Genomic DNA, 23,908 nt, shown 5'->3' with positions numbered 1-23,908 from the left:
GACCGCCCCTCGCGGGCTCGTCAGCGACGCGGCTCCCAGCGGAAGACCCGCGTGGCCAGGACGCCGGCGACGACGACCCAGGCCAGAATGGGCACCAGAAGGACCAGCGAGTCCGCGATGGCGACCCCGCCGTTCCAGGCATTGACGACCAACTCGGTGGCAGAGCCGCCGGGAAGAATCCGCTTGACCAGGGAAAACTCCTCGGTGCCGCTGAACCCGACCCAGCCGGACACGGCGAGTACGCCGACGAGGACGGGCAGCGTGGTCACCTGGGCGTGTTCGGGCGAGTTGGTCACCCCGGCTGTGGCCAACGCCAGGCCGAGCATCATGATCACCGTCGCGAGGACGGCCGCCACCAAAAGGAGCAGCTCGGCCGGCGGGTCGGCGACCACGGACAGCACGGTCAGGATCACGGCGACCTGGACGATCGTGATGGCGGTGACCGGGAGCAGCAGCCCGGAGAGGATGCGGGTGTCGTCCACCGCCGTGGAGCGCAGACGCTTGAGGAAGAGGTTCTGGCGGCGCGAGGCGAGCGTGGTCACGGCGGTGGTGTAAAGCCCCATCGCCACCACGAGGAACATCAGCACCGCGGCGACGGCCCCCAGGTCCAGGCCCGGGATGCGGTCGTGCAAATACATGTAGAACGCGCTGGACGCGGCGGGAACGATGAGCATGGTGACCAGAACCAGCCGGTTCCGGAAGACCTGGATCAACTCACTCTGAGCGATCGCGAACATGGTGAGAATCCCCTTGTCGGAAGGTGCGGGGTGGGTGGCGGACTGCTCGGACGGCGCGAGCGGCGCCGGCGGCCGGACCGGCCGGCGGTCTACGCGTTCTGCTCGCTGCCGATGGAGCGGAAGACGTCGTCGAGCCGGGTCGGTCCGGCCTGGAGTTCGCCCAGTTCCACAACGCGGTCCTGTGCCCAGTTCAGGAGCACGTGCAGGTCCTTCTGCAGACTGGTGGTCTCGACGAGGAACGTCCCGTCACTCTCGCGTGTGGCCGGGAGCGGAAGGTCCGGAGCGGAGGGCGGAAGGGAGAAGCGAACCGTGGCGGGCAGAGTCCGCGTGAGTTCGGAGACGGTCCCTTCACGGTGGAAGACCCCCTGGTGCATGAGCCCGATCCGGTCGGCGCGCTGCTGGGCTTCCTCCAGGTAGTGCGTGGTCAGGACGATGGTGGAGCCGTCCTCGCGCAGCCGGCCCACTTCGTCCCACAGGGCGTCTCGGGACTGGATGTCCAGGCCGGTGGTGGGCTCGTCCAAGAAGACCAGTTCCGGGGCCCCGTAGACGGCGGTGGCGAAGTCCAGGCGCCGCTTCTCACCGCCGGAGAGCTGGGACACCTTGGTCCCGGCCTTGCTCGTGAGAGCGACGATGTCGAGCAGACGCTCGACCCGGTCGGTGCGCTGGGTGAGCCTGCCGATCAGCCGGACCGACTCCTTTACGGTCAGGTCCGGTGAGAATCCGCTCTCCTGCAGCATGATTCCGGTGCGGGGCCGGACGGCCGCCCGATCGCGCGGGGTCTGCCCGAAGACCCGCACGGTGCCCGAGGAGGCGGCGCGGTGGCCTTCGACCGTTTCCAGAGTGGAGGTCTTGCCCGCACCGTTCGTGCCGAGCAGGGCGTAGAGCTCCCCGCGCTGCACCTGGAAGGACAGGTCTTTGACGGCGTGGAAGCCGCCGTACTCGACGTTCAGACGTTCGACGTCGATGACTGGTGTGGTCGCTGTGGAGCTCATGCCCCTATTCCAGCGCTCAGGGCGCCTGCCCGGCAGTGCGGCCACGTCACCACTTCGCCATGACGTTTCTCCAAGTGACGACATGACATGGGGTCACTGGTGGCCCGGCGGGGGCGGCAGAATACTGGGACGCGCCCCGCTGCTCGTTCCCGGAAGGGCCCACATGACGTTCGAGCGCACCGAAGTGACGCAGGTACAACTGCGGACGCTCAACCTCAACATCGTGTTCGCGTCACTCTCCGCCGTAGGGGCACTGCTGATCTCGATGAACGCGGAGAACCTGGGCCAGGTCATAGTCCTGGTCCTGGGCGTGGTGGCGGCCGTGCTGGCCGTCCGGGGGCGGTCGGGGGGCCATCACTATCGCCTCACGCTTCCCAGTCTGGTCGTCGCCTCGGCCGTGTGGATCTTCGGAGTACTGGCGCTGGACAGCGCGTCCGCGTCCTTCGGCATCTCCGTCGTGGGCACCGTCGTCGTTTTCCAACTGCCGCGCCACCGCCGCGCCGCCGCCCTGGGGCTGGTCGCCCTCGTCGTGGTCGTGATCGCCGTGAAGACGCTGAGGACACCGGAAGACGTTTCCGGCGCCCTGCTCGAATACCCCGTCGGCTCCTTGAGCGTCGCCGTGCTGGGGGTCGTCTTCGCGACCCTCAACCACATGGTCTCCGACCTCATCGCAGAACTGGAGAGGGCCCGGGAGCGCGACGCGGAGCTGGCCGTGGCCCGGGAACGCGTGCGTTTCGCCAACGACCTGCACGATATCCAGGGCCATACCCTCCACGTGGTGAAGCTGAAGGTCGCGTTGGCCCGGAAGCTGGTACACAGAGACACCGACCAGGTGGAGCGGGAGCTGAGCGAGGTGCACGACCTGGTCGGCGACACCATCGCCCAGACCAAGGAGCTCGCCTACGCGCAGCGGCGGCTCAACCTGTCCGCGGAGGTGGAGAACGCGAAGAACCTCTTCGAGGCCGCGGGCATCCGCGTCCGCGTCGACCGCGAGGCTCCCGTCGAAGGCGAGACCGAGAGCGGGGCCGGGCCCGGGGCCGGCACCCCCGCGGGCGAGCTGCTCGGCCAGGTCCTGCGGGAGACGACCACCAACATCCTGCGACACGCCCAGGCCGAGCAGGTGCGGATCACGCTCTCGGGCACGGGCATCACCATCGTCAACGACGGCGTGCACGAGACCGCGCCGCCCGACCTCAGTGGGCTCTCCGCTCTCCGGGACCGGGTGGAGCGCGACGGCGGCACGCTAACCGTGGAGCAGAAGGACGGGCGGTTCCTGACCGCCGCGACACTCCCCCAGCGGAAGGACGACCGATGACCACCGTGGTGCTCGCCGACGACGAGGCTCTCCTCCGCAAGGCGCTGGCTTCGTTGCTGCCGCTCGAGGGCGAGATCACCGTACTGGCCGAGGGCGAGGACGGGGAGTCGGCCGTGGCGGCCACACTGCGCCACCGGCCCGACGTGCTCGTCATCGACCTGGAGATGCCCGGCGTGGACGGGCTGGGCGCCGTTGCGGCGATCCGCCGCGAACTGCCGGACCAGGTGATCCTGATGCTGACCCGTCACGCCCGGCCCGGGGTGCTCCGCCGGGCGCTCAAGCTCGGTGTGCAGGGCTTCGTCAGCAAGTCCGCGGAACCGGCCCACATCGCGTCGGTCATCACGACACTGCGCAATGGCAGGCGGTGGGTCGACCCGGACGTCTCCGCGCTCGCGGTCGTCGACGACAATCCGCTCACCGACCGGGAGATGGACGTACTGCGGGCGACGGGTGCAGGCTACTCGGCCGCCGACATCGCCACCCGGCTCCACTTGGCGGAGGGCACGGTGCGCAACTACCTCTCCAACGCGATGCAGAAGACCCAGGCACGGACCCGGCACGAGGCGGCGCGGTACGCGCGCGAACACGACTGGCTCTAGGCGTCGCGGGGTGGGAGGTTGTTGACACTGGCACGGGGTGACATGAGGAGAGCAGGTCCCCGGCGGCGATGGTGAGAAGCGCCAACCGCGCATCGAGCCGCCGGAAAGGACCTGCTCTCGTGTCCCACCGCAATGCGCCCCTGCCCGTCGAGGAACGACGCCGCCTCGTCGAGCGCTCCTCCGCCCCGCACCACTGCCCGCAGGCCGCAGGCCGCATCCGGCGCGACCGTCGCCACCATCGAGGCCCTGCGGCACGAGCACAAACGGTCCGCGGCCCACATCACCGCCGAACTCGCCGCCCGGGGCATCGTGCTCGACCGGCGCACCGTCACCCGCCACCTCGCCGCCCTCGGCCCATCCCGCCTGGCCTGCACCGAGGCGCTGGACGACGAGAAGGGCACCGCCGCGGCCGCCGGCCGACGATTCGGGAGAACACCTGCGAGCGGTAGCAAGCCCCGTTGTCGGTGACCACCCGATGCAGGCGGGTGATGCCGTGGGCGGCGAAGAACACCTTCGCCCGCGCCAGGAATGCGGCACCAAGCACCCCCGGACCCGGCCGTTCACGCCCCGCCACAACGGCAAGGCCGAGCGCTACCAGCGGATCATGGCCGAAGAGGTCCTCTACGCCCGGTCCTACGACAGCGAGGAGGAACGCGCAGCCGCGCTGGCGACCTGGAACATCCACGACGACCACCATCGGCCGCGCAGCGCCGCCGGCGGTCGGCCTCCGGCCTCACGCCTCCATGCCGCTGTCACCAGCGTCCAGCCCTCATACAGCTGGATCTCATCGGGATCGCCTGACCAGCGAGACCTGAGACGATCAACGACTTTGAATCACCCCTGCCGCAATCCGGGCACCCGCCAAGCCCCTCTCTCACCGGCCGCTGCCGCATCGCCGATTTCAACGGCACCAGGGCCGCTGTTGCCTACACCGCCGCCTTATCCACATCCGGGAACACGCTCTGATACGTGTCCTGGGTAATCGCGGTCGCCGAATGGGCCAGAGCCTCGGCGACGCGTGTGTGCAAGCGGGAGAAGCTCATCGTCCGGCCGACCGACGCGACCGCCGACCAGCTGCCTGGTCGACTGGCGCTTGACCACCGGCCGACGCCCGCACCCGCCTCCGCCACCTCTCCCCGGCCGATTGACGGCGACGGTCTACCGTGTGGCTATGGCAGACACCGACTCCGCGGATGGCCGGGTCCCGCTGCTGGGCCAGCTCGCCGGCGAGGGCTGGTTCATGAGCATGGGCGAGGTCGCGGCAACCAAGTCGCTGACCTGGCTGGCGTCCGACCCGGGGCTGCGCGCTGCGATACTTGCGCACCTGGGGACACGGGCCGGCACGGACCTCACCAGCGTGGAACGGTTCGTTTCCGAGCCAGTGCACACCAGCGGGGCCCGGCCCGACATCGGGATGCTCGATGCAAACCGCCACGCCGTCGCCCTCGTCGAGGCCAAGTTCGGTGCACATCTGACCGACGAGCAGGCAGCTGCCTATCTCGAGGTCCTCGACCGGCGTTCCGGACCCCACCGCGGTGCCCTGTTCGTGCTCGTCCCGCCCGCCAGAGCGGGCGAGGCGCAGCGGACCCTTGAGCGGACGATCGACCCTCGGGCCGAGGCGCCGGCACACGCTGTCGTCACCTGGGACGAGTGGCTCAACGTGTGGGCTGCCGTCGCCGAGGAGTCCGGTGATTCCGGGCTCCTCGGGGACCTGCGTCAGTTGAGGGCCATGTGCCACACGCTGGGCGCAGGCGTGGTACCGCCGCTCGCTGGAACCGCCACCGGCCGCGACTGGCAAAGGCGGGCGAGCGACCTCGCCACGATCGTGGACCGCGTCACGAGACGGTTTCTGGGGTCGCTGCGACCCAGCGACCTGCCGATGCAAGGCGACGCGGTGTCGAAGCCATGGGCGTATCGGTATCTGCCGATGATCAGTCAGGACACCTGGGTGCAGGTCGGGGTCTGGCGCAAGTTCGCCGACGAGGGGCTGACCCCGTTCTGGCTCATGCTCCACAAGGACGACAAGGGATCCGGTGGATTCCAGGCGGCCCTGCAGCGACTCATGACGTCGGAACTGTCTCGCAAGGTCCGACGCGATGATCGCCACGCGTGGGTGCCGCTGGAGGTGCCCGGCGACGCCGGCGGTCCGGAATTGGTCGGTGCCCTCGAAACGAACGTGGGCGCCGTGCTGGAGATCCTGAAGCCATAGCGGAGAACCCCGGACGCGCTCAGCCTCGAACTGTCATGGGACTGCGCCGCCCGCTTGCGGAGGTCCATCTCACGGGGCCCAACCCCTACAGCCTCACCGGCGAGCTCATGGCCTGGGCTGCCCAGAGCCTGGCCGACGGCGCCGAAGCCGCGCCGGGTGTCGTCGGCCCATCGACGCTTTCGGCCTCGACGCCCTCCGCGAGGCCTGCACCGCCATCGGCCTCACCCCGGCCTGATCGACAGTGCCCGGCACAGCGTCCGGATCGGCGTCGGCGGGGACGGCCACGTCCCCGCCGACGGCCAGGTCAGCGCACGTACGCTCCAGTGCGCTGACCTGCCTGCTGGCGAGGCACGGTCGACCGCGCCTCCAGCACGTCGGCCAGGAAGTCCGTCGCCAGTAGCAGCGCGGTCGTGTTCGCATGGGTGTCGCGCATGCTGTCGATCATCATGAAGTCGTGGATCATCCCCTGGAAGCGGACCGCCGTGACCGGCACCCCCGCCTCCCGCAACCGGTTGGCGTACGCCTCTCCCTCGTCGCGCAGCACGTCCGCCTCACCGTTGAGCACCATCGCCGGGGGCAGGCCGCGCAGCCGGTCCAGTGGCGCCCGCAGCGGCGAGGCGTAGACCTGCGCCCGCTGCCCGGGGTCGGTCGTGTACTGGTCCCAGAACCAGATCATGCCGTCCCGGTTCAGGAAGTACCCCGTCGCGAACTCGTGATAAGAGCCGGTGTCGAAGTCGGCGTCGGTCACCGGGTACAGCAGGACCTGTCCCTGGAGCTCCACCTCCCCGCGGTCCTTGCACATCAGCGCCAGCACCGCGGACATGTTTCCGCCCACCGAGTCCCCGCACACCGCCATACGGGACCCGTCCAGGTCCTTCTCACCCCCGTGCTCGACCACCCACCGGGCCGCCGCGTAGTTCTGCTCGATCGCCGTGGGGTACTTGGCCTCCGGCGCCCGGTCGTACTCGGGGAAGACCACCGCGGCGCCGGTCCGCACCGCCAGTTCCCGCACCAGCCGGTCATGGGTGTTCGCGCTGCCGAACACCCAGCCGGCCCCATGGATGTAGAAGATCACCGGAAGGCCCCCGGTCGCCCCAGCGGGGCGCACGATCCGCACCGGCACCTGCCCGGTGGGCCCGCCCTCCACGGTGATCCACTCGTCGTTGATCTCGGGCTTGGCTACGCCCTCTCCGCTCTGGACGTCCTCCAGGATCTCCCGGCCCTGCTCGGGCGGGAGCTGGTAGATGAAGGGCTCGCTCGCATTGGCGTCGGCGAACTCCTGGGCCGCCTGCTCCAGGACCACCTTGTTCTCGGACATGTCTTCTTCTCCGATCCGGTCGGCGTTGCGCGGGAGCGAATCTCGATCGCACGGGCAAGCACCCGCCGGCGATGCCCGAAGCACGTGAAGGGGCCAGGACCGGCGCACCACCGGGACTGGCACGGGGGTACCACCTCAACGCAGGGGCTTTCCGGCGGTCCACCGCGGAAACCGACTTTTCCGAAACCTGGACCGATCCAGACGCTGAAGCGACCTTTACCTGGGCGAACGCTTGCGAGGTACCCCGGCGCACGCGGAGCCCCCTGCGCGCGCCGCCGCGCCGCCCTTCCGGAGTGTCGCGTCCGGGGTAGTTTCGAGGGAGCCTCGGGCCGCCCCGTGCGGCGGCGGCGCTCCAGCTACGCGCAGCACGGTGAATGCCGCCCCTCGAACCGGTCCCACGCCGGGGACCTCCCGGCGAAAGCGCCGGTGCATCAGCAGGGCCGATCGGTGGAGAAAGGGGGCCCAGCCCATGCGGTCGGAACCGTTGCGCCTCGCCGTCGCACCGGACGCGGACGCGGCCGTCGTCGAGACGGTCCGCGAGGCGGGTGCCGTCCTGGTCGACCTCGCCGACGCCCAGGCGCTCGCCTGGACCGCATGGACTGATCCGGCCGGCTTTCCGCAACCGCTTCCCGCCGGAATCGCGTGGGTGCAGCTTCCCTCCGCCGGCGTCGAACGGTGGGTGGAGGCAGGGATCATCGACCGGGCGCGCGTATGGACGTCGGCCGCGGGAGTGTGCGCGGCCCCGGTGGCCGAACACGCGCTGACGCTGCTGCTGGCGGGGGTCCGGGCGCTTCCGGAGTGCCTTCGGTCCACCGAATGGGCGAGGACGGAGCTGCTGCCCCGCACGGGGACTCTGGCCGGGGCCGTGGTGGGGATCGTCGGCGGCGGGAGCATCGCCCGCGCCCTCGTCCCGTCCCTCGCCGCTCTGGGCGCCGAGGCGCGGGTCGTGAACCGCGGCGGCCGTCCCGTGCCCGGAGCCGCCGAAACCCGGCCGATAGCGGAGATCGGCGATTTCTGGGAGGCGGTGGACCATGTGGTCGTCGCCGCCCCGGACACCTCCGACACCCGTCGTCTGGTCGGCTCGGCCGAGCTCGCTGCGATGAAGCCGACCGCCTGGCTCATCAACGTCGGGCGCGGACCCGTCGTGGACACCGAGGCGCTCGTCAGGGCCCTGGACAGCGCCGGCATCGCCGGCGCAGGCCTCGATGTGACCGACCCGGAGCCGCTCCCGGCCGGCCATCCGCTGTGGGGGCACCCCAGAGCCGTGGTGACGCCGCACGTAGCCGACGCGGCGCTGACGCTGCGGGGATTCCGCCGGCGGCTGGCCGAGAACGTCCGGCGCTGGACGGCGGGCGAGGACCTTGTCGGTGTCGTCGACCCGGATCGCGGATACTGAGGCCGGGCTCGCCGAAGCCGTCGCCCGTCCCCCGGCACCGGTCCGCGCACCACACCGGAGGATCCTCGGGTGCTTCGACCGCGGCGGGGCGCCGGATCGGAGCCTGCGCCCGGAAGCACCACCCGATGCTCGGTCGCTTGCAGAAGGCCCTGGAGGACACCCAGCCGGGTCTGGCCGTCCACGACCGGGAACCGCGGCTGCGCTTGCGTGCCGGCATCGACGTGGGCCCACGGTCCGGCAGCGGCGACAAGGCGACCCGATCGACGGGATCGGCCGCGATGCTGCACGCCGCCGCGTCACACACCGGAGCCAACGTCGGCTTTTCCCGTCGGCTGCGGGAGTGGGAGCGGCTGCGCCGTCAAGGGGGCGGTCGGCTCCGCTCGCGCGGCGATTCCGGAGTTCGCTCGGAAGGTCGCCGGGGGTTGCTCGGTTGCGGACTTCGGGATCGCCGAAGCGCTCACCGGGGGCGCCGCTGGGTGATGCGCCAGAGGCGGCGCGGCAGATCGCCCTCCTCGAAAGGATGCACCTCGTCGAGGTCCCAGCCGCGGGCGAGGCGCCCGACCAGGTCCCGGGAGAAGAAGTGCACGGCGAATCCGCCGTGTTCGAAGATGTCGTCGCCGTGGGCGGTGCCGGCGCCGTAGTGGGTGTCGCCGGTGTGGCGGACGGTGTAGACGAAGGTGCCGCCGGGGCGCAGCACGCGCGCGACCTCCTCCACCAGGGCGGTGATCTCGGCGGTGGACAGGGCCATGCACAGCAGCATGTGCGCGAACACCCCGTCCACGCTGCCCGCGGCCAGGGGCAGGGGGGCGCGTGCGTCGTGGGCCGCGGTCGCCAGACGGCCGGTGAGCTGTTCGGTCTCGGCGTCGTGTCGGAGCTGGGCCAGGCCGGTCGGGCTGATGTCGGTTGCGGTGACGCGAAAGCCCGCGCGGGCGAAGTGCAGGGCGTCGCGGCCGTGGCCCGCGCCCAGCTCCACCACGTCGCGTGCCCCCGTCTCGGCGAAGAGCGCGGCGGCGTGCTCGGCCGGGGACGAAGGGGCGCGGCCGTACATGCGCGGATGGTCGCCGTAGGTGTGCTGCCAGTGCGTGCGCTGCTGCTGGGCCAGATCCGGGTCCGGGTCGGCGGGCATGGCGAAACTCCTCTCGAAGGGGGGCGGTGGACGGTGGGTGCGGGACCGCGTCAGCCTGCCGGGCGGCGGGTCCGCCGGGCGGCGAAGGGCACGATCGCCAGCGCGAGCACGCCCCCGCCCACGGCCAGGGCGGGGAACCCTGCGGCGGCGACCACCACGCCGCTGAGCATTCCGCCGCCGGCACCGGCCAGGGCCACGCCCACGTCCACGGCGCCCTGGGTGCGGGCCCGGGTGGCCGGGGCGGCGGCGTCGGTGACCATCGCGGTACCGGCGAGCAGGCCGAAGTTCCAGCCCAGCCCCAGCAGGGCCAGCGCGATGGCGAGCACGGCCACCGAGTCGACCGGGGCCGTGGCGGCCACCAGGCCGGCGGCGAGCAGGGTGGTGCCCGAGGCGACCAGCACGGGTTCGCGGCCGAGGCGGTCCACCAGGACGCCGGTCAGCGGCGAGGGCAGGTACATGAAGGCGATATGCACGGCGATGACCAGCCCGGTGGCGCCCAGTCCGTGACCGTGGGCCTGCATGTGGATGGGGGTCATGGTCATGATGGCCAGCATCACGATCTGGGTGAGCACCATCGCGGCCCCGCCCAGCGCGATACCCGGGTTGACGCGCCCACGCGCGGGCGCCGCAGGTCCGGACGCCTCCTCACCCGCGGGTGCTCCCGCGCCTGCCGGCGTAAGCGCGATGTTCCGGGCGTGCAGCAGCGGGTCGGGGCGCAGGAACCCCCACAGGACCAGGGCGGCCATGCCGTAGGCGGCCGCGGCCAGAACGAACGGGCCGGCCAGGGCCGGCGCCCCGACGACGCGTCCGAGTGGCTGGGTGGCCTCGGTGAGGTTGGGTCCGGCCACCGCGCCCAGGGTGGTGGCGACCAGGACGGTGCTGATCGCGCGCCCCCGCCGGTGGGGCTTGGCGAGGTCGGCTGCGGCGTAGCGGGCCTGCAGGTTGGTGGCCGTACCCGCGCCGTAGACCAGCAGGGCGGCGAAGAACAGCCCGATGCTGTCGAGTGCGGCCGCGGCCACCACCCCCGCGCCGCCCGCAGCGCCTGCGGCATAGCCCGCGACGAGCCCCGTGCGCCGGCCCTTCCGGTGGGAGATCCGGCCCACCAGGAACGCGGCGCCGGCCGAGCCCAGGGTGAACAGGGCGGCGGGCAGCCCGGACAGGCTGCTGGTCTCCAGCATGTCCTGAGCCAGCAGCGCGCCGACGGTGACTCCGGCGGCCAGCCCGGCGCCGCCCGGGATTTGGGCGGCGGCCACGGTGACCAGGGTGCGGCGCTGCGGCGCGCTGGGAGCGGTGCCGGTATCGCGGACGTCGGGGGCGGTCGTGGCGGCCACGGCGAGCTTGCCTTTCGCGGGGCGGCGGACGGGACGGTGCGCGCCGGAGGTCATGCGGAGGCGGTGTGGACCGGGCCTCCGGAGGCGCGCCACTCCAGCAGTCCTTCGTTCAGGCGGTAGGCGCGACGGCCGTGGGAGCGCAGGACACGCACCGCGTCCACGGCCATCACGCAGTAGTCGCCGCGGCAGTAGGCCACGATGTCGGTGTCCTCGGGCACCTCGTCCAGGCGCCGGGTCAGATCGTCGACGGGGATGGACACCGCCCCGGGCAGATGTCCCGCGGCGAACTCGTCCTCGGGGCGCACATCGAGCACCAGGGCACTGCCCTCATCGAGGCGGGCCAGCAACTCGGCGCGGTCGACCTCCTCCACCTCGCCGTGGCCGGGGCCTGGGCCGGTGAAGTGGTGCCAGGCCCGTTCGACTTCGGCCAGGTGGGTGCCGGCGACCCCCTGCACCAGCGACAGCAGGGCGGCGACGTCGTCGCCCGCCAGCGCGTAGAAGACGTGGTTCTTCACGCGGTGGGTGCGCACGAGTTGTGCGCGTTTGAGGGTCTGCAGGTGCGCCGAGGCGGTGGAGACGCCCAACCCCAACGCCTGGGCCAGCGACTCCACCGAGCGCTCGCCTTGGGCCAGCAGGTCCAGCATCTGCAAGCGGGTGCCGCTGCCCAGCGCCTTGCCGACCCGGGCGAACTCACCCCACAATTCGGCACGCCCCGCCTCTCGGCCATCTGTTCCACTATTCATTGGAATAGCGTATCTGCTCGAAAGCTCCAGTGGAACGCCCGGCTCGTGTGATGTTCGCCGATGCTGGAACCGGTGGAGGAGGGCGCGGCCGTGGCCTCCTCCACCGCCTGCGCGACGCCGGGGACAACGCTCTGGCATGTGTCCTGAGTGGAGGAGGTCGCGGAGTGGCCGAGTTCGGAGGAGCCCACCTTCACGTCCGCCCCGCCGCCAGGACCAGCGACCGCACACGCCGTACCGCCACCGGTGGGCGCTGGGCACCCGCCACAGCAGGTGGTGGTCTCAGGTATCCAGGAACGCCGCGATCGCCGCGCCCTGGCCCACGAGGGCGTGACCGGTACCGGGCAGGACGGTCACCGTGGCGTGGGGGCCCGATCCCGCAGGCGCCGGGCGCTCTGGCGCGAGTCGAACATGGCGTCGCGCTGGCCGACGATCGCCGAAACGGGCATGGTCAGGCGGCCCAGATCCTGGTCGGAGAAGCGGGGCAGCGTTTCGGTACGCGGCCGGAAGTGGGCGAAGGTGCGCTCCACCGTCTCCAGGGTGGCGGGAGCCTCGGTTGCCGAGAGGCCGGTCATGGCCTGGACGGACCTGCGCCGGCCCCAGGCGCCGAAGACGCGCAGCGCCGTGTTCAGGAGGATCTTCGCGGTGCGTTGCCGCCCCAGTCCGCCCGGGCACAGCAGGACCAAGCGCCGTACCCGCTCCGGGTAGCGGGTAGCGAGGTCCAGGGCCAGCCATCCGCCGAACGACATCCCCACCACCGCGGCGCCGGTGAGCCCGAGTCTGTCCTGGACCTCTGTCAGCCATCGTGCGTGGGCGTCGGAGTCCAGGGGCGGGCGCGCGGGGGCGCTCAGCCCGGGTTCGCCGATGACGTCGACAGCGTACACGCGTGCGCGGCGCGCCAGTTCGGTGATGTCCGCGCTCCAGGCGGTGGCGTTGGCGCCCGATCCGTGCAGGAGCAGGACCGGAGGCGCGTCCTGAGGTCCGCAGGCCAGCACGAAGGTCTCGCCTTGGCCGGTGGGGATGCGCAGGTGCTCGGCGGGCACCGGCCAGGAATCCAGGGCAGTGCGGTAGTGGCGCTGGAGCTCGCGCTCGCCGGCCGGGGAGGTGTAGATCTCGGTCATGGACCCAGGAGGTCTTCCGGGGAGTCGAACAGGCGGGGCGGTCTCGCCCAGGCTAGAGCCTGCCCGGCGACCCGAGCGGGGCGCCTGCGTGCCCCCGCCCGCCCGCGGGGTCCTGGACTGCCTGCGCGGCCTTCGCGAGGAGGACCGCCCGCTCCCGGCCGACGTGCACTGGGTGGACCGGCTCCCTCGCCCGTCCCGACTCCACGCGCCCGTCGAGCCCACCGGAGAGCAGGCGGGGCCCGCAGAGGAAGGGAGGAGCTCAAAGGCGGTCTTCCAGACGTGCGATTGTTAGGCCTGAGTCGTCGGCGAGTTCACGGATCCGGTCGAGGTTGTCGGGGAGGTCTTCGGTGAAGTGGGTCAAGATGATGTCGCCCGGTTGGAGCCCGTCTCCGGCTGCGAAGGAGAGTCGGCCGTCTTCTGCGGTGACGGTCCAGTGGACGATGGTGTCCAGGCCGCAGCGTTGAGCCGCCGCGGCGGTCGCCTCGTTCGAGGCGCCGTAGGGGGGTCGCAGCAGCGAGCCGACGTGTCCGGCCTCGCTGTAGCGGTCGTCGAGAATGTCGACCATGCCGCAGATCTCGTTCTCCTGCCGAGCGGTGTCGAGCCGAGTGAGATCGGGATGAGAGAGCGTGTGTGAGTGGACATAGTTGCCCATCTCAACGTACTCGGCGAAGTAGGAATGGTTGTAGACGACCGGATCTTCGTTGAGGAACACAGAGACGGGCATCTCGTGCTCTCGGATGATGTCGAGAGCTTCGCTGCTGGGATGGTGCCCGTCGTCGATGGTGACGAATACGACGGGATCGTCGGTGTCGACCCGGTAGACGCCCGCTCCGGAAGGACCGCCGTCGGATGACGATCCGGACGTGGAGTCGTCCAATTCGACGCGTACAGCGTCGAACCGGTCTGGGGCGAGGCCGATCGCCGCGATTCCGGTGATCGTGACGGCGAGCGAAGCGGCGAGAGTGGCACCGGCGATCCTTCGACGACGATCGGTGGCACGGGGTCGTGCGGGCTCTTCCTGACGCATGCCCTCAGTGTTTCGCCGGCCTTCGTCCGTGCCGTCGTCGTCATGTCGCGATCCCGTCGCAATCGGTGCCTACCTGTGGCCTTGCGAGACGGAGCATCGCGGTCGACGAGCAGTTCTATCCGGTGTGGCCGTTCGTCATCGGCGCGGTCGATCGGGCGGTGATCCGGTTCCGGGTGCGGTGGGTGCGAGGACGCACCGGACTGGTCACGTTTTTCGTCGCCTCGGCCGCACTCCTCGTGATGTGGTTCGCGCTGCCGACGCCCGCGGCACCGTCGATCGACAGCGGCGCAGGGTAGCCCCACGGACGTCTGGGCGGCGACGGATGGGGGCGGGAACGGGGCCTGTCTCAGCCACAAGCCAAGGGGCGGGTCAGTCCAGCACGGGGCAGGTTCGCGAGTCTTGGGCGCGATCGGTGAACCGGATGCCCACGCGGGTTTCCGTTGATCCTCCGGCCTGGATGTGGCTGGCGAGGGCGGTACAGACGATCTGATCGACACCGTCGGCTGTCAGTTCGGTGGAGGCGATCGGCACCCGCACGCTCATGCGCTCACCGCTGACGGTGACCTCGGTCCGGGTCACGGATGCGGGGTCGTCGATGTCGGTGTGTACGTCGGAGTCGCCGGGGCCGGTCAGCAGCAGCGACACGGCCTCGGACGCGGTCCCCAGCCGTCCGGTCTTCCGCTGCTGCGCGGTCAGGTTGCCGTCGTGGTCGAGGAAGTACAGGGTCGTTCCGGGCGCGACACCCGTGGGTGCCGAGGGGCCGTCTTCGACGCCCGACGGCTGCACCCCGCAGCCCGCCAACAAGGCGGAGGCACCGCCGACCAGGGCCGCTGCGATCATGCGGCGCTTCATGGGATCTGCTCCCGACCGTCCTCGCGGGTGGCTTGTTCCGGTGCCTGTGGGAGCCGGAGGGTCAGGACCGCGCCGCCGTCGGGGTGGTTCGCGGCGCTGATCGTCCCGCCGTGGATTCGGGCGTTCTCCCACGCGATCGCCAGGCCGAGGCCGCTGCCGGGGGTGCGGGTCCGTACGGCGTCGGCCTTGTAGAACCGGGAGAAGACATGCGGCAGAACATCCTCGGGTATCCCGGGACCGGAATCGATCACCTGCACACTCGCCTCTTCGGTCGTCGCCGTGATAACCACTCGCACCGGGGCGCCGCCGTGTGTGAGGGCGTTGCCGATGAGGTTCGCCATGATCACGTCGATGCGGCGCCGGTCAGCCACCACCGTGGTGTCGCCCGGGGCGGAGGCGGGCCGGGCGATGGTGACGTCGTCGGACCAGCCGCGGGTGTGCACGCAGGTGCTGACCACCTCGAAGAGATCGGTCTCCTCCCGACGCAGCTGCGCTGTGCCGGCGTCGATCCGAGCGATGTCCAGAATGTCCTCGACGAGCTCCACCAGGCGGCGTGTCTCGATGACGGCCAGCTGTGCGGATTCCCGAGCCTCCTGCTCATCCGAGGAACGGATGCTGTTCGTGTGCGTCAGTATGTCGTTCAAGACTTCGACGGTAGCGGTCAGGGTCGTCAGCGGCGTGCGCAGCTCGTGGGAGACGTCGGCGGCGAAACGGCGGGACCCTTCTTCCATCCTGGCCATCGACTCCATCGAGTCCTGCAGCGATGCGGCCATGTCGTTGACGGAGCGGGTCAGCCGAGCCAACTCGTCGACCCCGGCGGGGTCGGTACGCGCGTCCAGGTCTCCCTGCGCGAGACGCTGGGCCGTGTCCCGCAACCGTGCCACCGGGCGCAGCACCCCCTGCGAAGCCAGCAGCGCGAGCAGCACCGCCAACGGCAGCGCCACCAGCGTCGTGGTCGCCGCGCCGCGGGCGAGGCCGTCGACCTGTTCCTCTACGTCCGTGAGGTCGCGCGCCGCATATACCTCGATCCCCGAGGGAGTCAGGGTCCCGTCGGGGGCGGTGATCATCACCGGGGCACCGATCAGCAGCCACGGTCTCCCGTCGATATCTACCCGCTGGGTCAGCACGCCAGGGTCCTCGCTAGCGGCTTGGGCGTTCAGCGCCTGACGCAGTTCGGCCGGAACCGCCTGCGCACCCGAGGCGAAGATGCCGTCGCCGGACATCGCGTCGTCGTAGCGCACGAGCGAATTCTCGCCCGCTGCGATCCGCAGCCGGTCGAGGGATCCGCGGCCGGGTGGGTACTGCGCAGACGGGGCCGCCTGAGTGATCCTCTCGGCGAGGTCTTCGGTGTGGTAGCGCCGGTTCGCCTCGATCAGCGACGCCGTGGACTGCTGCACCCCGGCCCAGGCGGCTGCGGTCGCACCGAGTGCGGCGGCGACGACGACCGTGACGATCAGCCGCCCCCGCAGCCCCGACATGCTGCGGAGGAACCGTCGGATCCTGGAGGTTCTCACACCGGGCCGAACCTGTACCCGAATCCGCGCACGGTCTGTACGTATTCCGGTCGTGCCGGGCTGGTTTCGATCTTCGACCGCAGCCGCATCACACCGTTGTCCACCAGCCGGGAATCCCCGAGATACCCCTGATCCCACACCTCTTCCAGAAGCTGTTCGCGGCTGAACACCCGCCCAGGTGCTTTCGACAGGGTCAGCAGCAGGCGCAACTCCGTGGGCGTGAGACCGACTTCCCTGCCGTCGACGGTGACTGCCAGAGACTCGGTGTCGATGCGCAGACCTCGGTGCGTGCGCACGCCGTCGGGATCGCTCACCGACCGGCGCAGGATGGCACGGATGCGCGCATCCAGCACGGTGGGCTGCACCGGCTTGATGACGTAATCGTCCGCGCCCGCCTCCAGCCCGGTGATCACGTCGAAATCGTCGCCGCGGGCGGTCAGCACGATGATCGGAACCTGCGACGACTCTCGGATCCGGCGGCAGACCTCGAAACCGTCGATGCCGGGAAGCATCAGATCCAGCACGAGCATGTCCACATCACCGGTGCCGAACCGCGCCAGGCCGTCCTCGCCGTCTTCGACGGCCTCGACACGGTGCCCGTGGCGTTTCAGAGCGAGCTGCAGGCCGCGCCTGACGAGCGCGTCGTCTTCGATCAGCAGAACAGTAGCCACGCCGCCGATGCTAGAAGACACCTCTGCCCCTGCCGTGGCAATCGAGCGGCGTCAGCCGGTTCTGTGACACAACCGCGACACGCCTCCACAACGGTCGCGACAGCGGAGCAGTCAGTCTCCGTCCAACGAGGACATCGACCCTGTCGTGCGTCGCAGGGGGGTGACCACCGGCCCGTCGAGTACCTCATCGAGGAGTTCGGCTCGGACTCCTTCGAGGTCGGTCACGCGACGCAGAGCGGTAAGGAGTTCGCCTCGGCCGACCAGGATCCTCCCCTCCGTGTCCGCGCCCTCGATGAAGTCGACGGTGTCCGGAAGGCTTGCGCCCACGGCGGTGAGGTTGCGCGGCCGACGCGAGTCGCCGGCAGGTAAGGAGACATCCGCCCGAGGACGGCCGGCGTTCTCATCGGCGCAGGCGTGGCCGTGAAGAGATGTTCTACCGGTCCGCGGAGTGCGGCCTCGGGCTGTCCCACATCGTCGCTCGGCTCGGCAGCGCACTCGGCGCCGAACCAGGACACCGACGCCAAGCACCTCTCCCGTCTGAGTCACCCCCGTCACCTCACGTCACTCCGAAGGCACGACGCTTTTTCCTCATATGGACTGACAATCCCACCTAACAAGGGCATCCTCGGGGGATGCAGCCCTCTTCCAGCGGATCCCCCGAACGCGGCAGGCACGGAACTCGCGTGTCCGTATCCATCATCGGCACCCTCATCACGGCCGGTCTGATCGCCGCGACCACCCAAGGCTGCGCGGGCGGGGACACCGGGGCCGCCGGGGGTGCGCCGGCACCGTCTCCCGCACCGACGACGACGGTCACCGTCACGGCGAGCGCCACCGCCACCCGCACCCACGAGGTCGAAGTGACCTCCACCGAAACCCTCGAAGTCGACGTCACCACCACCGCGACCGTGCGCCGGACCGTCACCGAGCAAGCGCCCGCCCCAGACGGCGGTCTCAGCGAGTACTACGAGAACTGCGACGCAGCCCGCGCGGCAGGCGCCGCCCCCGTGCACGAAGGCGACCCCGGCTACGGGCCACACCTCGACCGCGACCGCGACGGTGTGGGATGCGAGTAGTCGAACGGATGACGACCGCACACGGCCGCTTTCTGCCGGTAACCCACCCGCGCGGAGGTACGCGACGTATCCTCTGCGAGTCCGCACTGCCCGCCGCGTCCCCCGCTCGGTCGCCCCCTCGTCCCCGGGGAGTCGTGTGCCTGCACCCGATCACCAGCGCCGCGACGCCATCCCGACTGTCCTGTCGGCGGCCTCTGCATGAACGCCGACCGCGACAACCCCGCCGCCGACCTTCCACCGGCTGCCTCGGTTAACGGCTACCGGTACAACTCACCGCCGAACTGGCCCGTCCCGCCGCCCGAATGGGTGCCGCCGCCAGACTGGTACCCCGACCCCGCCTGGGGACCGCCGCCCGCCGGTTGGCAGTTCTGGGTCCCTGCCGAGGCTCCGACCGTCCTGCCGACAGGTGTATCTGCACCTCAAGCGGGCCGACCCTCGACCTCCGCCACCCGACCGACCGGGCACCACGGTCCTGCACCCGCCCCGGCGCCTGTCGTCGGGCACGTCGACACGGATATCGGTGTGTTCGGGGCCCGCTCCAAAGCCCGCGAGCTGGCCGTACACGTCAACCGGCTGATGGACGAGAACGCGCGCCTGAGGTCGGAACTCACCCGCCTGGGTGCGATGGACGCTGCTGAACTGGAGCACACGAAACAGCACCTCACCGACGTGATCGAAACACTGAAGACCAAGCGACGCGCCGAGCGGGAGCAGGCTGAAGCGGCCCGCCAGGCGGCCGAGTCGCACCGGGCCGCCGAGATCGCGCGCCTGGAATCGCATCTGGCCGCCCTACGGCAGGGCATCGTCGACACCGAGGACCTGGCCGCCCTTCAGGAGGCCGGCGTCTACCGGTATTCCCACCCACTGGACGACTCCGTGGCTTACAAGGCCGAGCTGGCCAAGCTCAAAGACCACGTCAAGGCTATGAACCGTAAGGATGGCGGCGCCGTCGAGGCAACCACGGCTTTCACCGTGAACGGCTCCCTCGCCGAGGGCAAGAAGACGGTCGCCGAGTTCTCGAAAGCTACTCCTGCGCGCCTACAACAACGAGGCCGACACCCTCGTGCGCGCGATGAAGCCCTACAAGCTCGCCTCCGCCACGGACCGGCTGACCAAGACCCGCGCGACCGTCGAGAAACTCGGGCGGTCCATGGACATCCGCATTTCGCACACGTACCACCTCCTGCGCGTGCGGGAATTGGAGCTGACCGCCGACCACCTCAACAAGGTGGCCGAGGAGAAGGAGCGCGAACGCGAAGAGCGGGCGCGGCTGCGCGAAGAGCGCCAGGCCCAAGCCGAACTCGACCGCGAGAAGGCCCGCCTGGAGAAGGAGCGCAGTCACTACGAGAACGCTCTGGCGGCGCTACGCGACAAGGGCGACCACGACGGCGCCCAGCGGCTGCAGAACCAGATCGACGGCCTCGCCCAGGCTATGGAGGACGTCGAGCAGCGCGCCGCCAACGTCCGCACCGGATACGTCTACGTGATCTCCAACCTCGGCTCCTTCGGGGAGCGCATGGTCAAAGTCGGCATGACCCGGCGCCTGGAACCGATGGACCGCGTCCGCGAACTCAGTGACGCCTCCGTTCCGTTCAACTTCGACGTTCACGCCATCCACTTCTCTGAAGACGCCGTAGGAGTCGAAGCGGAGATGCACCGCCGACTGGCTGGCAAGCACGTGAACCGGGTAAACCAGCGCCGTGAATTCTTCTACACCACTCCCGCGGAGGTCCGCGACCCACTCACCGACGTTGCGGGCGATCTTCTCCAGTGCACCGAGATCTCCGAAGCGGTGGAGTACCACCAGAGCGTCGCGGAAGCCGTGGGAACCCGATCCGGAGAGGCCTCCGAAGGTCCGACCTCAGCAGGTAAGGGGGCACGCGCCTGAGTGACTGTTGGGTATGCGGGTGATTACGCGGCTTGGTCGGGCAGGCGGTTGCTCCAGCATGCGCTCTGACCGGCCAGCCGGGTCGCCATCAGCCGGATCATCGCGATCTTGACCATGGTCTCGGAGTTGCCGGTCAGACGTTCGTAATCGCGGGCCAGGCGCCGGTTGCGCACCAGCCACCCGAAGGTGCGCTCCACCACCCAGCGGCGCGGCAGCACCTGAAACCCTTTGGCGCCCTCGGGGCGCCGCACGATCTCGACCACCAGCCGCCACTTCTCATAAGCCCAGTTCAGCAGGTTGCTGTCGATCCTGTTGGCATAGCCGGCATCGGCCCAAACCAGGCCGACCGACGGAAAGGCCGCGGCCAGCCGCGCCAGCACACGGCGCCCGCCGGGCCGGTCCTGGACCGAGGCGGAGGTCACCGCGACCACCAGGACGAGCCCGAGGGTGTCGGTGATCAGGTGGCGCTTGCGGCCGGTGGTCTTCTTGCCTGCGTCGAACCCGCGGTCGGGGCCGCCTTCGCCGGATTTGATCGACTGGGCGTCCAGCACCGCGGCCGAGGGCGGGGCCTCGCGGCCCTCGGCGGTGCGCACCAGCTCGCGCAGGTGGTCGTGGATGCGGTCCCGGGTGCCGTCGGCGGTCCAGGCGCGGTACCAGCGGTAGGCCGCGTCCCAGGGCAGCAGGTCGCGGGGGATCATCCGCCACTGGCAGCCCGAGCGCAGCACGAACAGGATCCCGTCGAGCACGAGCCGGTCGCCGTACTTGCGGGCGGCGCCGCCTTTGGCCGGGTCGCGGGCGGGCATGAGGGGGCCGATGATCGCCCAGGCGGCGTCGGAGAGGTCGGACGGATAGCATGGGCGGGCATCCCCGCCGGGTTCGCATTTGCACACACAAAGGCATCGTGGCGGGGATGTCCTGTTTGTCGACGGGGCGCGCCGATCGTGATTCCGCCGTGTTCCGGGCGGTGACCCACGGCCACCCCTCAGCTACCCAACAGTCTCTGAGGCCGTCGCCTAGGGACGGGCTCGGCCCTGCGCCCGCGGTGGGGCCGGGACACCTGCGGTGTTCCGGCCCCATACTGAGCCGTATCCCCGCGATGGCACCGTGATCTGCAAACATGCCCTAAGCAGTGCGGAAACCGGATCCGATCCCGATGATTTCCGGCTGTGTCGGCGGTCAGAACCAGCGACCACCCGCTCCAGTGGAAGGATCGACAGATGACGCAGGGCGCCTACGCACCGGTGAACGGTATCGACCTCTACTACGAGGTGCATGGAGCGGACCGGCCCGGACCTCCGCTGATCATGCTGCATGGAGGCGTGCAGACGTTCCACTTGAGCTTCGATGCGGTGCTTCCGGGGCTGGCCGCCGATCGGCAGGTGATCGGTGTCGAACTGCAGGGGCACGGTCATACCGTCGACGGCGAGCGGCCGTTCAGTATCCGGCAGTGCGCGGACGACGTGGTGGCGCTGCTGGACCACCTGAATCTCGAACGGGCCGATTTCTTCGGCTACAGCCTGGGCGGACTGGTCTCGACCGAGGTCGCCACCGGCCACCCGGAACGGGTCGGCCGGGTGGTGCTGGCCGCGTCGCACTTCCGGCCGGATGCGTACTACCCGGAGATCACGGCGCCGGAGCAGGACTCGCCGCGGCTGCCGACCGAAGAACAGTTCGCGGCCATGCACCGGGCCTACACCGAGGTGGCTCCCGACCCGGACCACTTCTTCGCGTTCCTGGAGAAGATCCAGCCGGCCGTGCACGGACTCCAACCGTGGACCGACGGGCAACTGGCTCAGCTGACCATGCCGATCCTGATGATCATCGGGGACACCGACTTCGTCCGGCCCGAGCACGCGGTCGAGATGCACCGTCGGTTGCCGGACTCGCAGCTGGCCATCCTGCCTGGGACCACGCACATGGAGGTCGCCGCGCGGGCCGACCTGGTGCTGCCGATGGTCAGGGCCTTCCTGCGGCGTTGACGCGCCGTGAGCCGGGGACGAGGCGCGGCGCCGGTCGGCCACACGGTCTTCGCCGCCGGCCGTTCGGAATCCGGTCTTCTGGGACGGCGGACCGCTCATCCGCCCGCGGGCCGGCCTCCGTCCCGGCGTGAGGACGCAGATCCCGAGCCGCCGTCTCGATACCCGTGGATTCCACCGGCGGGCCCGCGAAATCACGCAGCTCCGACCGCAACCGGCCGCTCCGCGCATGCCTGCCTCCGGAACCGCTGGCATATGTCTGGATGTCGCGGGTCAGGACGGCTCGGCGCGGGTGCCGGTGGCCGGTCGGTCGGTCCCTGTTGCGGCGACGAGGTCGAGCAGCCCGGGGAACCGCTGGTTCAGACCTTCGCTGCGGATGCGGCTGCGGCGTTCGAGGCCGTACTGCCGTTGATGGATGACGCCTGCTTCGCGGAGGACCTTGAAGTGGTGGGTGAGGCTGGATCTGGGGCGGTCGAACCCGAACCAGCCGCACGGGTGGTCGAACTCGTCGGATTCGCACAGGAGTTTGCGCGCCACGGTCATGCGGAGCGGGTCGGCAAGCGCCCCCATCACCGCCTCCAGGCGTAGTTCGTCGACTGCCGGTTCCGGAAGCAGCGGCGGCCTCTCCGTCGGGGCTCCTGCGTTTCGCATGCCCCCACCCTACCGCGTTGTACGAAATTTTTCGTACTGCTACGGTCAAATACGAAAATTCTCGTACCGTGTATGCGGGGGACGGCCATGGCAGTAGCGGCGGAGGCGCCGATGCGAACCGCGTCGGTGTGGCACCTGCTCCGGGCGGCGTGGGCGGTGACGGCGGTGTTCGCTTTGTCGAACTCGCCAACCCCGCTGTACGTGTACTGGCAGCGTGAACTGGGCTTCTCCTCGGGAACCCTGACGGTGGTGTTCGCCGCTTACATCGCGGGGCTGGTACTGGCACTGCTGATCGCAGGACGGGCGGCGGACCGGTACGGCCGCACGGCGGTCGTCGTGCCGGGGATCGTGATCGCGCTGGTCTCAGCGGGATTGTTCATCACCGCCGGCAGCGTAGCGACGCTGGTCGTCGCGAGACTGCTGGTCGGTGTGGCCGTCGGCATCGTGGTCTCTGCCGGAATGGCCGCGGTGGTCGATCTCGGCGGCACGGAGCGGCGCCACACGACATCGATGCTCGCCTCCACCGCGATGGTTTCGGGCGCCGGACTCGGCCCGCTCCTGGGCGGTGTGGTCTACCAGGCGACATCGCACCCGGTCGGCGCGGTGTTCACGGTCAACATCGTGCTGCTCGTCCTTGCCCTGCTCGGATACCTCGGACTGCCGCTGGAGCGCCCCGCTGACCGCGACCGGGGGTTCCTGTGGCCGCGACTGCCGCATGTGCCCACGCGCAACCGGATCGATGTGTTCCGGGGCGCGGCGGTTTTCGCCCCCGGGCTGACGGCGACGTCGTTCGTGCTCTCCCTGGGACCCTCGCTGCTGGTGCTTGCGGTCGGAAACACCTCGCCCCTGCTGGCCGGTGGCGCGGCGTGCCTGATGTTCCTCGCCGCGACCGGGTCGCAGATCGTCCTGACCCGGCTCGGCGTGCAGCGCCTGTTCGCGCTCGGGGCCGGCAGCACGGTCCTGGCGATGGCCGCGGTCGTGGCCACACTCTCCACCGAAGAGCCGGCCGTGTTCCTCGCCGCCGCGCTCCTGTCCGGCTGCGGGCAAGGTCTCGGCCAGCTGGGCGGCCTGCGGCTCATCGCCCACCGCGTCGACGGCAGCCGTCGTGCCGAAGCCAACGCCGCGTTGAACATCAGCGCCTACCTGCCTGCCGCGATTCTCACCGTCGCCACCGGCTATGCCATCAGCGGATGGGGCCTGCCGGCAGCGGTCACCGCCCTCGCAGCCGTCCTGGGCGTCCTCGCGCTGCTCCTCGGCCTGTCGGCGAACGTGAACATCCGCGGCGACCGGCGCCCCGTTCACTCCACCGTCGCCCGGAGCCGCCCCGTCAGCACCACCGCGGCCGGAGACCGCGATGGCTGACAGCTCG

General features: G+C 70.3%; 25 protein-coding genes and 1 pseudogene. 12 read left to right on the top strand and 14 right to left on the bottom strand.

Features of this window, described 5'->3' with window-relative positions; all coding sequences use genetic code 11:
• Nucleotides 1–20: 20 nt before the first annotated feature.
• Together HNR25_RS18225 and HNR25_RS18220 are read right to left on the bottom strand one after the other, a co-directional pair.
• Entirely contained in the window at nt 21–737 is a 717-nt protein-coding gene (locus tag HNR25_RS18225; protein ID WP_184637069.1) for an ABC transporter permease, read from the bottom strand.
• 89 nt (nt 738–826) lie between these two features.
• Nucleotides 827–1,729, bottom strand: coding sequence for an ABC transporter ATP-binding protein (locus tag HNR25_RS18220; RefSeq protein WP_184637067.1), 903 nt, complete (start codon nt 1,727–1,729; stop codon nt 827–829).
• A gap of 163 nt (nt 1,730–1,892) precedes the next feature.
• Here HNR25_RS18220 and HNR25_RS18215 point away from each other — a divergent pair, with 163 nt between their 5' ends.
• From HNR25_RS18215 to HNR25_RS18195, 5 genes are all read left to right on the top strand, one after another.
• Nucleotides 1,893–3,044, top strand: a complete 1,152-nt coding sequence (locus HNR25_RS18215) for a sensor histidine kinase (RefSeq protein WP_184637065.1) — start codon at nt 1,893–1,895, stop codon at nt 3,042–3,044.
• The gene (locus HNR25_RS18210) at nt 3,041–3,643 is read left to right on the top strand and encodes a response regulator transcription factor (RefSeq protein ID WP_184637063.1); all 603 of its coding nucleotides are present in this window, start codon (nt 3,041–3,043) and stop codon (nt 3,641–3,643) included. The genes HNR25_RS18215 and HNR25_RS18210 overlap by 4 nt, the downstream gene beginning before the upstream one ends.
• A 132-nt stretch (nt 3,644–3,775) precedes the next feature.
• A complete protein-coding gene (locus HNR25_RS18205; protein WP_184639741.1) occupies nt 3,776–4,111 on the top strand; it encodes a hypothetical protein in 336 nt (111 codons plus the stop codon).
• Nucleotides 4,112–4,136: 25 nt separating this feature from the next.
• On the top strand, nt 4,137–4,625 hold the full coding sequence (locus HNR25_RS27095; protein WP_184637061.1) for an integrase core domain-containing protein: 489 nt from the start codon (nt 4,137–4,139) through the stop codon (nt 4,623–4,625).
• Between the two features lie 189 nt (nt 4,626–4,814).
• Nucleotides 4,815–5,852 carry a hypothetical protein gene (locus HNR25_RS18195; protein ID WP_184637059.1) on the top strand — a complete coding sequence of 346 codons (1,038 nt, stop codon included), beginning with the start codon at nt 4,815–4,817 and terminating at the stop codon, nt 5,850–5,852.
• A gap of 304 nt (nt 5,853–6,156) precedes the next feature.
• Here HNR25_RS18195 and HNR25_RS18190 read toward each other — a convergent pair whose 3' ends face one another.
• Nucleotides 6,157–7,170 carry an alpha/beta hydrolase gene (locus HNR25_RS18190; protein ID WP_184637057.1) on the bottom strand — a complete coding sequence of 338 codons (1,014 nt, stop codon included), beginning with the start codon at nt 7,168–7,170 and terminating at the stop codon, nt 6,157–6,159.
• Between the two features lie 469 nt (nt 7,171–7,639).
• Here HNR25_RS18190 and HNR25_RS18185 point away from each other — a divergent pair, with 469 nt between their 5' ends.
• Nucleotides 7,640–8,566 carry an NAD(P)-dependent oxidoreductase gene (locus tag HNR25_RS18185; RefSeq protein ID WP_184637055.1) on the top strand — a complete coding sequence of 309 codons (927 nt, stop codon included), beginning with the start codon at nt 7,640–7,642 and terminating at the stop codon, nt 8,564–8,566.
• 457 nt (nt 8,567–9,023) lie between these two features.
• Here the strand turns inward: HNR25_RS18185 and HNR25_RS18180 are convergent, their stop codons facing one another.
• The 5 genes from HNR25_RS18180 to HNR25_RS18160 form a co-directional block, all read right to left on the bottom strand.
• Nucleotides 9,024–9,692: a class I SAM-dependent methyltransferase gene (locus tag HNR25_RS18180; RefSeq protein ID WP_184637053.1), complete on the bottom strand. Its 669-nt coding sequence runs from the start codon at nt 9,690–9,692 to the stop codon at nt 9,024–9,026.
• 50 nt (nt 9,693–9,742) lie between these two features.
• On the bottom strand, nt 9,743–11,077 hold the full coding sequence (locus HNR25_RS18175; RefSeq protein WP_184637051.1) for an MFS transporter: 1,335 nt from the start codon (nt 11,075–11,077) through the stop codon (nt 9,743–9,745).
• Nucleotides 11,074–11,766 carry an ArsR/SmtB family transcription factor gene (locus HNR25_RS18170; RefSeq protein ID WP_184637048.1) on the bottom strand — a complete coding sequence of 231 codons (693 nt, stop codon included), beginning with the start codon at nt 11,764–11,766 and terminating at the stop codon, nt 11,074–11,076. Before HNR25_RS18170 ends, HNR25_RS18175 begins: the two co-directional genes overlap by 4 nt.
• 350 nt (nt 11,767–12,116) lie before the next feature.
• A complete protein-coding gene (locus HNR25_RS18165) occupies nt 12,117–12,884 on the bottom strand; it encodes an alpha/beta fold hydrolase (RefSeq protein ID WP_246463734.1) in 768 nt (255 codons plus the stop codon).
• 259 nt (nt 12,885–13,143) lie between these two features.
• Nucleotides 13,144–13,911, bottom strand: coding sequence for a polysaccharide deacetylase family protein (locus HNR25_RS18160; RefSeq protein WP_184637046.1), 768 nt, complete (start codon nt 13,909–13,911; stop codon nt 13,144–13,146).
• Between the two features lie 65 nt (nt 13,912–13,976).
• Here HNR25_RS18160 and HNR25_RS18155 point away from each other — a divergent pair, with 65 nt between their 5' ends.
• Complete coding sequence (locus tag HNR25_RS18155) at nt 13,977–14,207, top strand: hypothetical protein (RefSeq protein ID WP_184637044.1); 231 nt, start codon at nt 13,977–13,979, stop codon at nt 14,205–14,207.
• Nucleotides 14,208–14,280: 73 nt separating this feature from the next.
• Here the strand turns inward: HNR25_RS18155 and HNR25_RS18150 are convergent, their stop codons facing one another.
• From HNR25_RS18150 to HNR25_RS18135, 4 genes are all read right to left on the bottom strand, one after another.
• Nucleotides 14,281–14,763 (bottom strand): LPS-assembly lipoprotein LptE, encoded by a 483-nt coding sequence (locus tag HNR25_RS18150; protein WP_184637042.1) that lies wholly within the window; start codon nt 14,761–14,763, stop codon nt 14,281–14,283.
• A complete protein-coding gene (locus tag HNR25_RS18145) occupies nt 14,760–16,277 on the bottom strand; it encodes an ATP-binding protein (RefSeq protein ID WP_312862615.1) in 1,518 nt (505 codons plus the stop codon). Before HNR25_RS18145 ends, HNR25_RS18150 begins: the two co-directional genes overlap by 4 nt.
• Complete coding sequence (locus tag HNR25_RS18140; RefSeq protein ID WP_184639507.1) at nt 16,274–16,948, bottom strand: response regulator; 675 nt, start codon at nt 16,946–16,948, stop codon at nt 16,274–16,276. The genes HNR25_RS18145 and HNR25_RS18140 overlap by 4 nt, the downstream gene beginning before the upstream one ends.
• 111 nt (nt 16,949–17,059) lie before the next feature.
• On the bottom strand, nt 17,060–17,275 hold the full coding sequence (locus HNR25_RS18135) for a hypothetical protein (RefSeq protein WP_184637040.1): 216 nt from the start codon (nt 17,273–17,275) through the stop codon (nt 17,060–17,062).
• Nucleotides 17,276–17,631: 356 nt separating this feature from the next.
• On the opposite strand from HNR25_RS18135, the gene HNR25_RS18130 reads away from it, so the two are divergent.
• The 3 genes and pseudogenes from HNR25_RS18130 (at nt 17,632) to HNR25_RS25405 (ending at nt 19,912) form a co-directional block, all read left to right on the top strand.
• Nucleotides 17,632–18,024: an excalibur calcium-binding domain-containing protein gene (locus HNR25_RS18130; protein ID WP_312862614.1), complete on the top strand. Its 393-nt coding sequence runs from the start codon at nt 17,632–17,634 to the stop codon at nt 18,022–18,024.
• 198 nt (nt 18,025–18,222) lie between these two features.
• Nucleotides 18,223–18,990, top strand: a pseudogene (locus tag HNR25_RS27265) (DUF4041 domain-containing protein); the annotation flags it as partial.
• A gap of 106 nt (nt 18,991–19,096) precedes the next feature.
• On the top strand, nt 19,097–19,912 hold the full coding sequence (locus HNR25_RS25405; RefSeq protein WP_221457693.1) for an SNIPE associated domain-containing protein: 816 nt from the start codon (nt 19,097–19,099) through the stop codon (nt 19,910–19,912).
• A gap of 23 nt (nt 19,913–19,935) precedes the next feature.
• Here HNR25_RS25405 and HNR25_RS18120 read toward each other — a convergent pair whose 3' ends face one another.
• Nucleotides 19,936–20,802, bottom strand: coding sequence for an IS5 family transposase (locus tag HNR25_RS18120; RefSeq protein ID WP_184637036.1), 867 nt, complete (start codon nt 20,800–20,802; stop codon nt 19,936–19,938).
• Between the two features lie 327 nt (nt 20,803–21,129).
• Between HNR25_RS18120 and HNR25_RS18115 the strand changes: the two genes are divergently transcribed.
• Nucleotides 21,130–21,891, top strand: coding sequence for an alpha/beta fold hydrolase (locus HNR25_RS18115; RefSeq protein WP_184637034.1), 762 nt, complete (start codon nt 21,130–21,132; stop codon nt 21,889–21,891).
• Nucleotides 21,892–22,161: 270 nt separating this feature from the next.
• Here the strand turns inward: HNR25_RS18115 and HNR25_RS18110 are convergent, their stop codons facing one another.
• Nucleotides 22,162–22,539, bottom strand: coding sequence for an ArsR/SmtB family transcription factor (locus tag HNR25_RS18110; RefSeq protein WP_184637032.1), 378 nt, complete (start codon nt 22,537–22,539; stop codon nt 22,162–22,164).
• 111 nt (nt 22,540–22,650) lie between these two features.
• Between HNR25_RS18110 and HNR25_RS18105 the strand changes: the two genes are divergently transcribed.
• Entirely contained in the window at nt 22,651–23,901 is a 1,251-nt protein-coding gene (locus tag HNR25_RS18105) for an MFS transporter (RefSeq protein ID WP_184637030.1), read from the top strand.
• Nucleotides 23,902–23,908: the final 7 nt, after the last annotated feature.

It is taken from the genome of Streptomonospora salina, from assembly GCF_014204715.1.
GTDB classification, from domain to species: domain Bacteria; phylum Actinomycetota; class Actinomycetes; order Streptosporangiales; family Streptosporangiaceae; genus Streptomonospora; species Streptomonospora salina.
The sequence above is the reverse complement of the archived record's forward strand: the minus strand, read 5'-3'. Positions and strand labels throughout refer to the sequence as shown.

Coding starts and splice junctions, on each gene's coding strand:
- HNR25_RS18225 (WP_184637069.1), bottom strand. CDS start 737: ATGTTCGCGATCGCTCAGAGTGAGTTGATCCAGGTCTTCCGGAACCGG.
- HNR25_RS18220 (WP_184637067.1), bottom strand. CDS start 1,729: ATGAGCTCCACAGCGACCACACCAGTCATCGACGTCGAACGTCTGAAC.
- HNR25_RS18215 (WP_184637065.1), top strand. CDS start 1,893: ATGACGTTCGAGCGCACCGAAGTGACGCAGGTACAACTGCGGACGCTC.
- HNR25_RS18210 (WP_184637063.1), top strand. CDS start 3,041: ATGACCACCGTGGTGCTCGCCGACGACGAGGCTCTCCTCCGCAAGGCG.
- HNR25_RS18205 (WP_184639741.1), top strand. CDS start 3,776: ATGCGCCCCTGCCCGTCGAGGAACGACGCCGCCTCGTCGAGCGCTCCT.
- HNR25_RS18195 (WP_184637059.1), top strand. CDS start 4,815: ATGGCAGACACCGACTCCGCGGATGGCCGGGTCCCGCTGCTGGGCCAG.
- HNR25_RS18190 (WP_184637057.1), bottom strand. CDS start 7,170: ATGTCCGAGAACAAGGTGGTCCTGGAGCAGGCGGCCCAGGAGTTCGCC.
- HNR25_RS18185 (WP_184637055.1), top strand. CDS start 7,640: ATGCGGTCGGAACCGTTGCGCCTCGCCGTCGCACCGGACGCGGACGCG.
- HNR25_RS18180 (WP_184637053.1), bottom strand. CDS start 9,692: ATGCCCGCCGACCCGGACCCGGATCTGGCCCAGCAGCAGCGCACGCAC.
- HNR25_RS18175 (WP_184637051.1), bottom strand. CDS start 11,077: ATGACCTCCGGCGCGCACCGTCCCGTCCGCCGCCCCGCGAAAGGCAAG.
- HNR25_RS18170 (WP_184637048.1), bottom strand. CDS start 11,766: ATGAATAGTGGAACAGATGGCCGAGAGGCGGGGCGTGCCGAATTGTGG.
- HNR25_RS18165 (WP_246463734.1), bottom strand. CDS start 12,884: ATGACCGAGATCTACACCTCCCCGGCCGGCGAGCGCGAGCTCCAGCGC.
- HNR25_RS18160 (WP_184637046.1), bottom strand. CDS start 13,911: ATGCGTCAGGAAGAGCCCGCACGACCCCGTGCCACCGATCGTCGTCGA.
- HNR25_RS18150 (WP_184637042.1), bottom strand. CDS start 14,763: ATGAAGCGCCGCATGATCGCAGCGGCCCTGGTCGGCGGTGCCTCCGCC.
- HNR25_RS25405 (WP_221457693.1), top strand. CDS start 19,097: ATGAAGCCCTACAAGCTCGCCTCCGCCACGGACCGGCTGACCAAGACC.
- HNR25_RS18115 (WP_184637034.1), top strand. CDS start 21,130: ATGACGCAGGGCGCCTACGCACCGGTGAACGGTATCGACCTCTACTAC.
- HNR25_RS18110 (WP_184637032.1), bottom strand. CDS start 22,539: ATGCGAAACGCAGGAGCCCCGACGGAGAGGCCGCCGCTGCTTCCGGAA.
- HNR25_RS18105 (WP_184637030.1), top strand. CDS start 22,651: ATGCGAACCGCGTCGGTGTGGCACCTGCTCCGGGCGGCGTGGGCGGTG.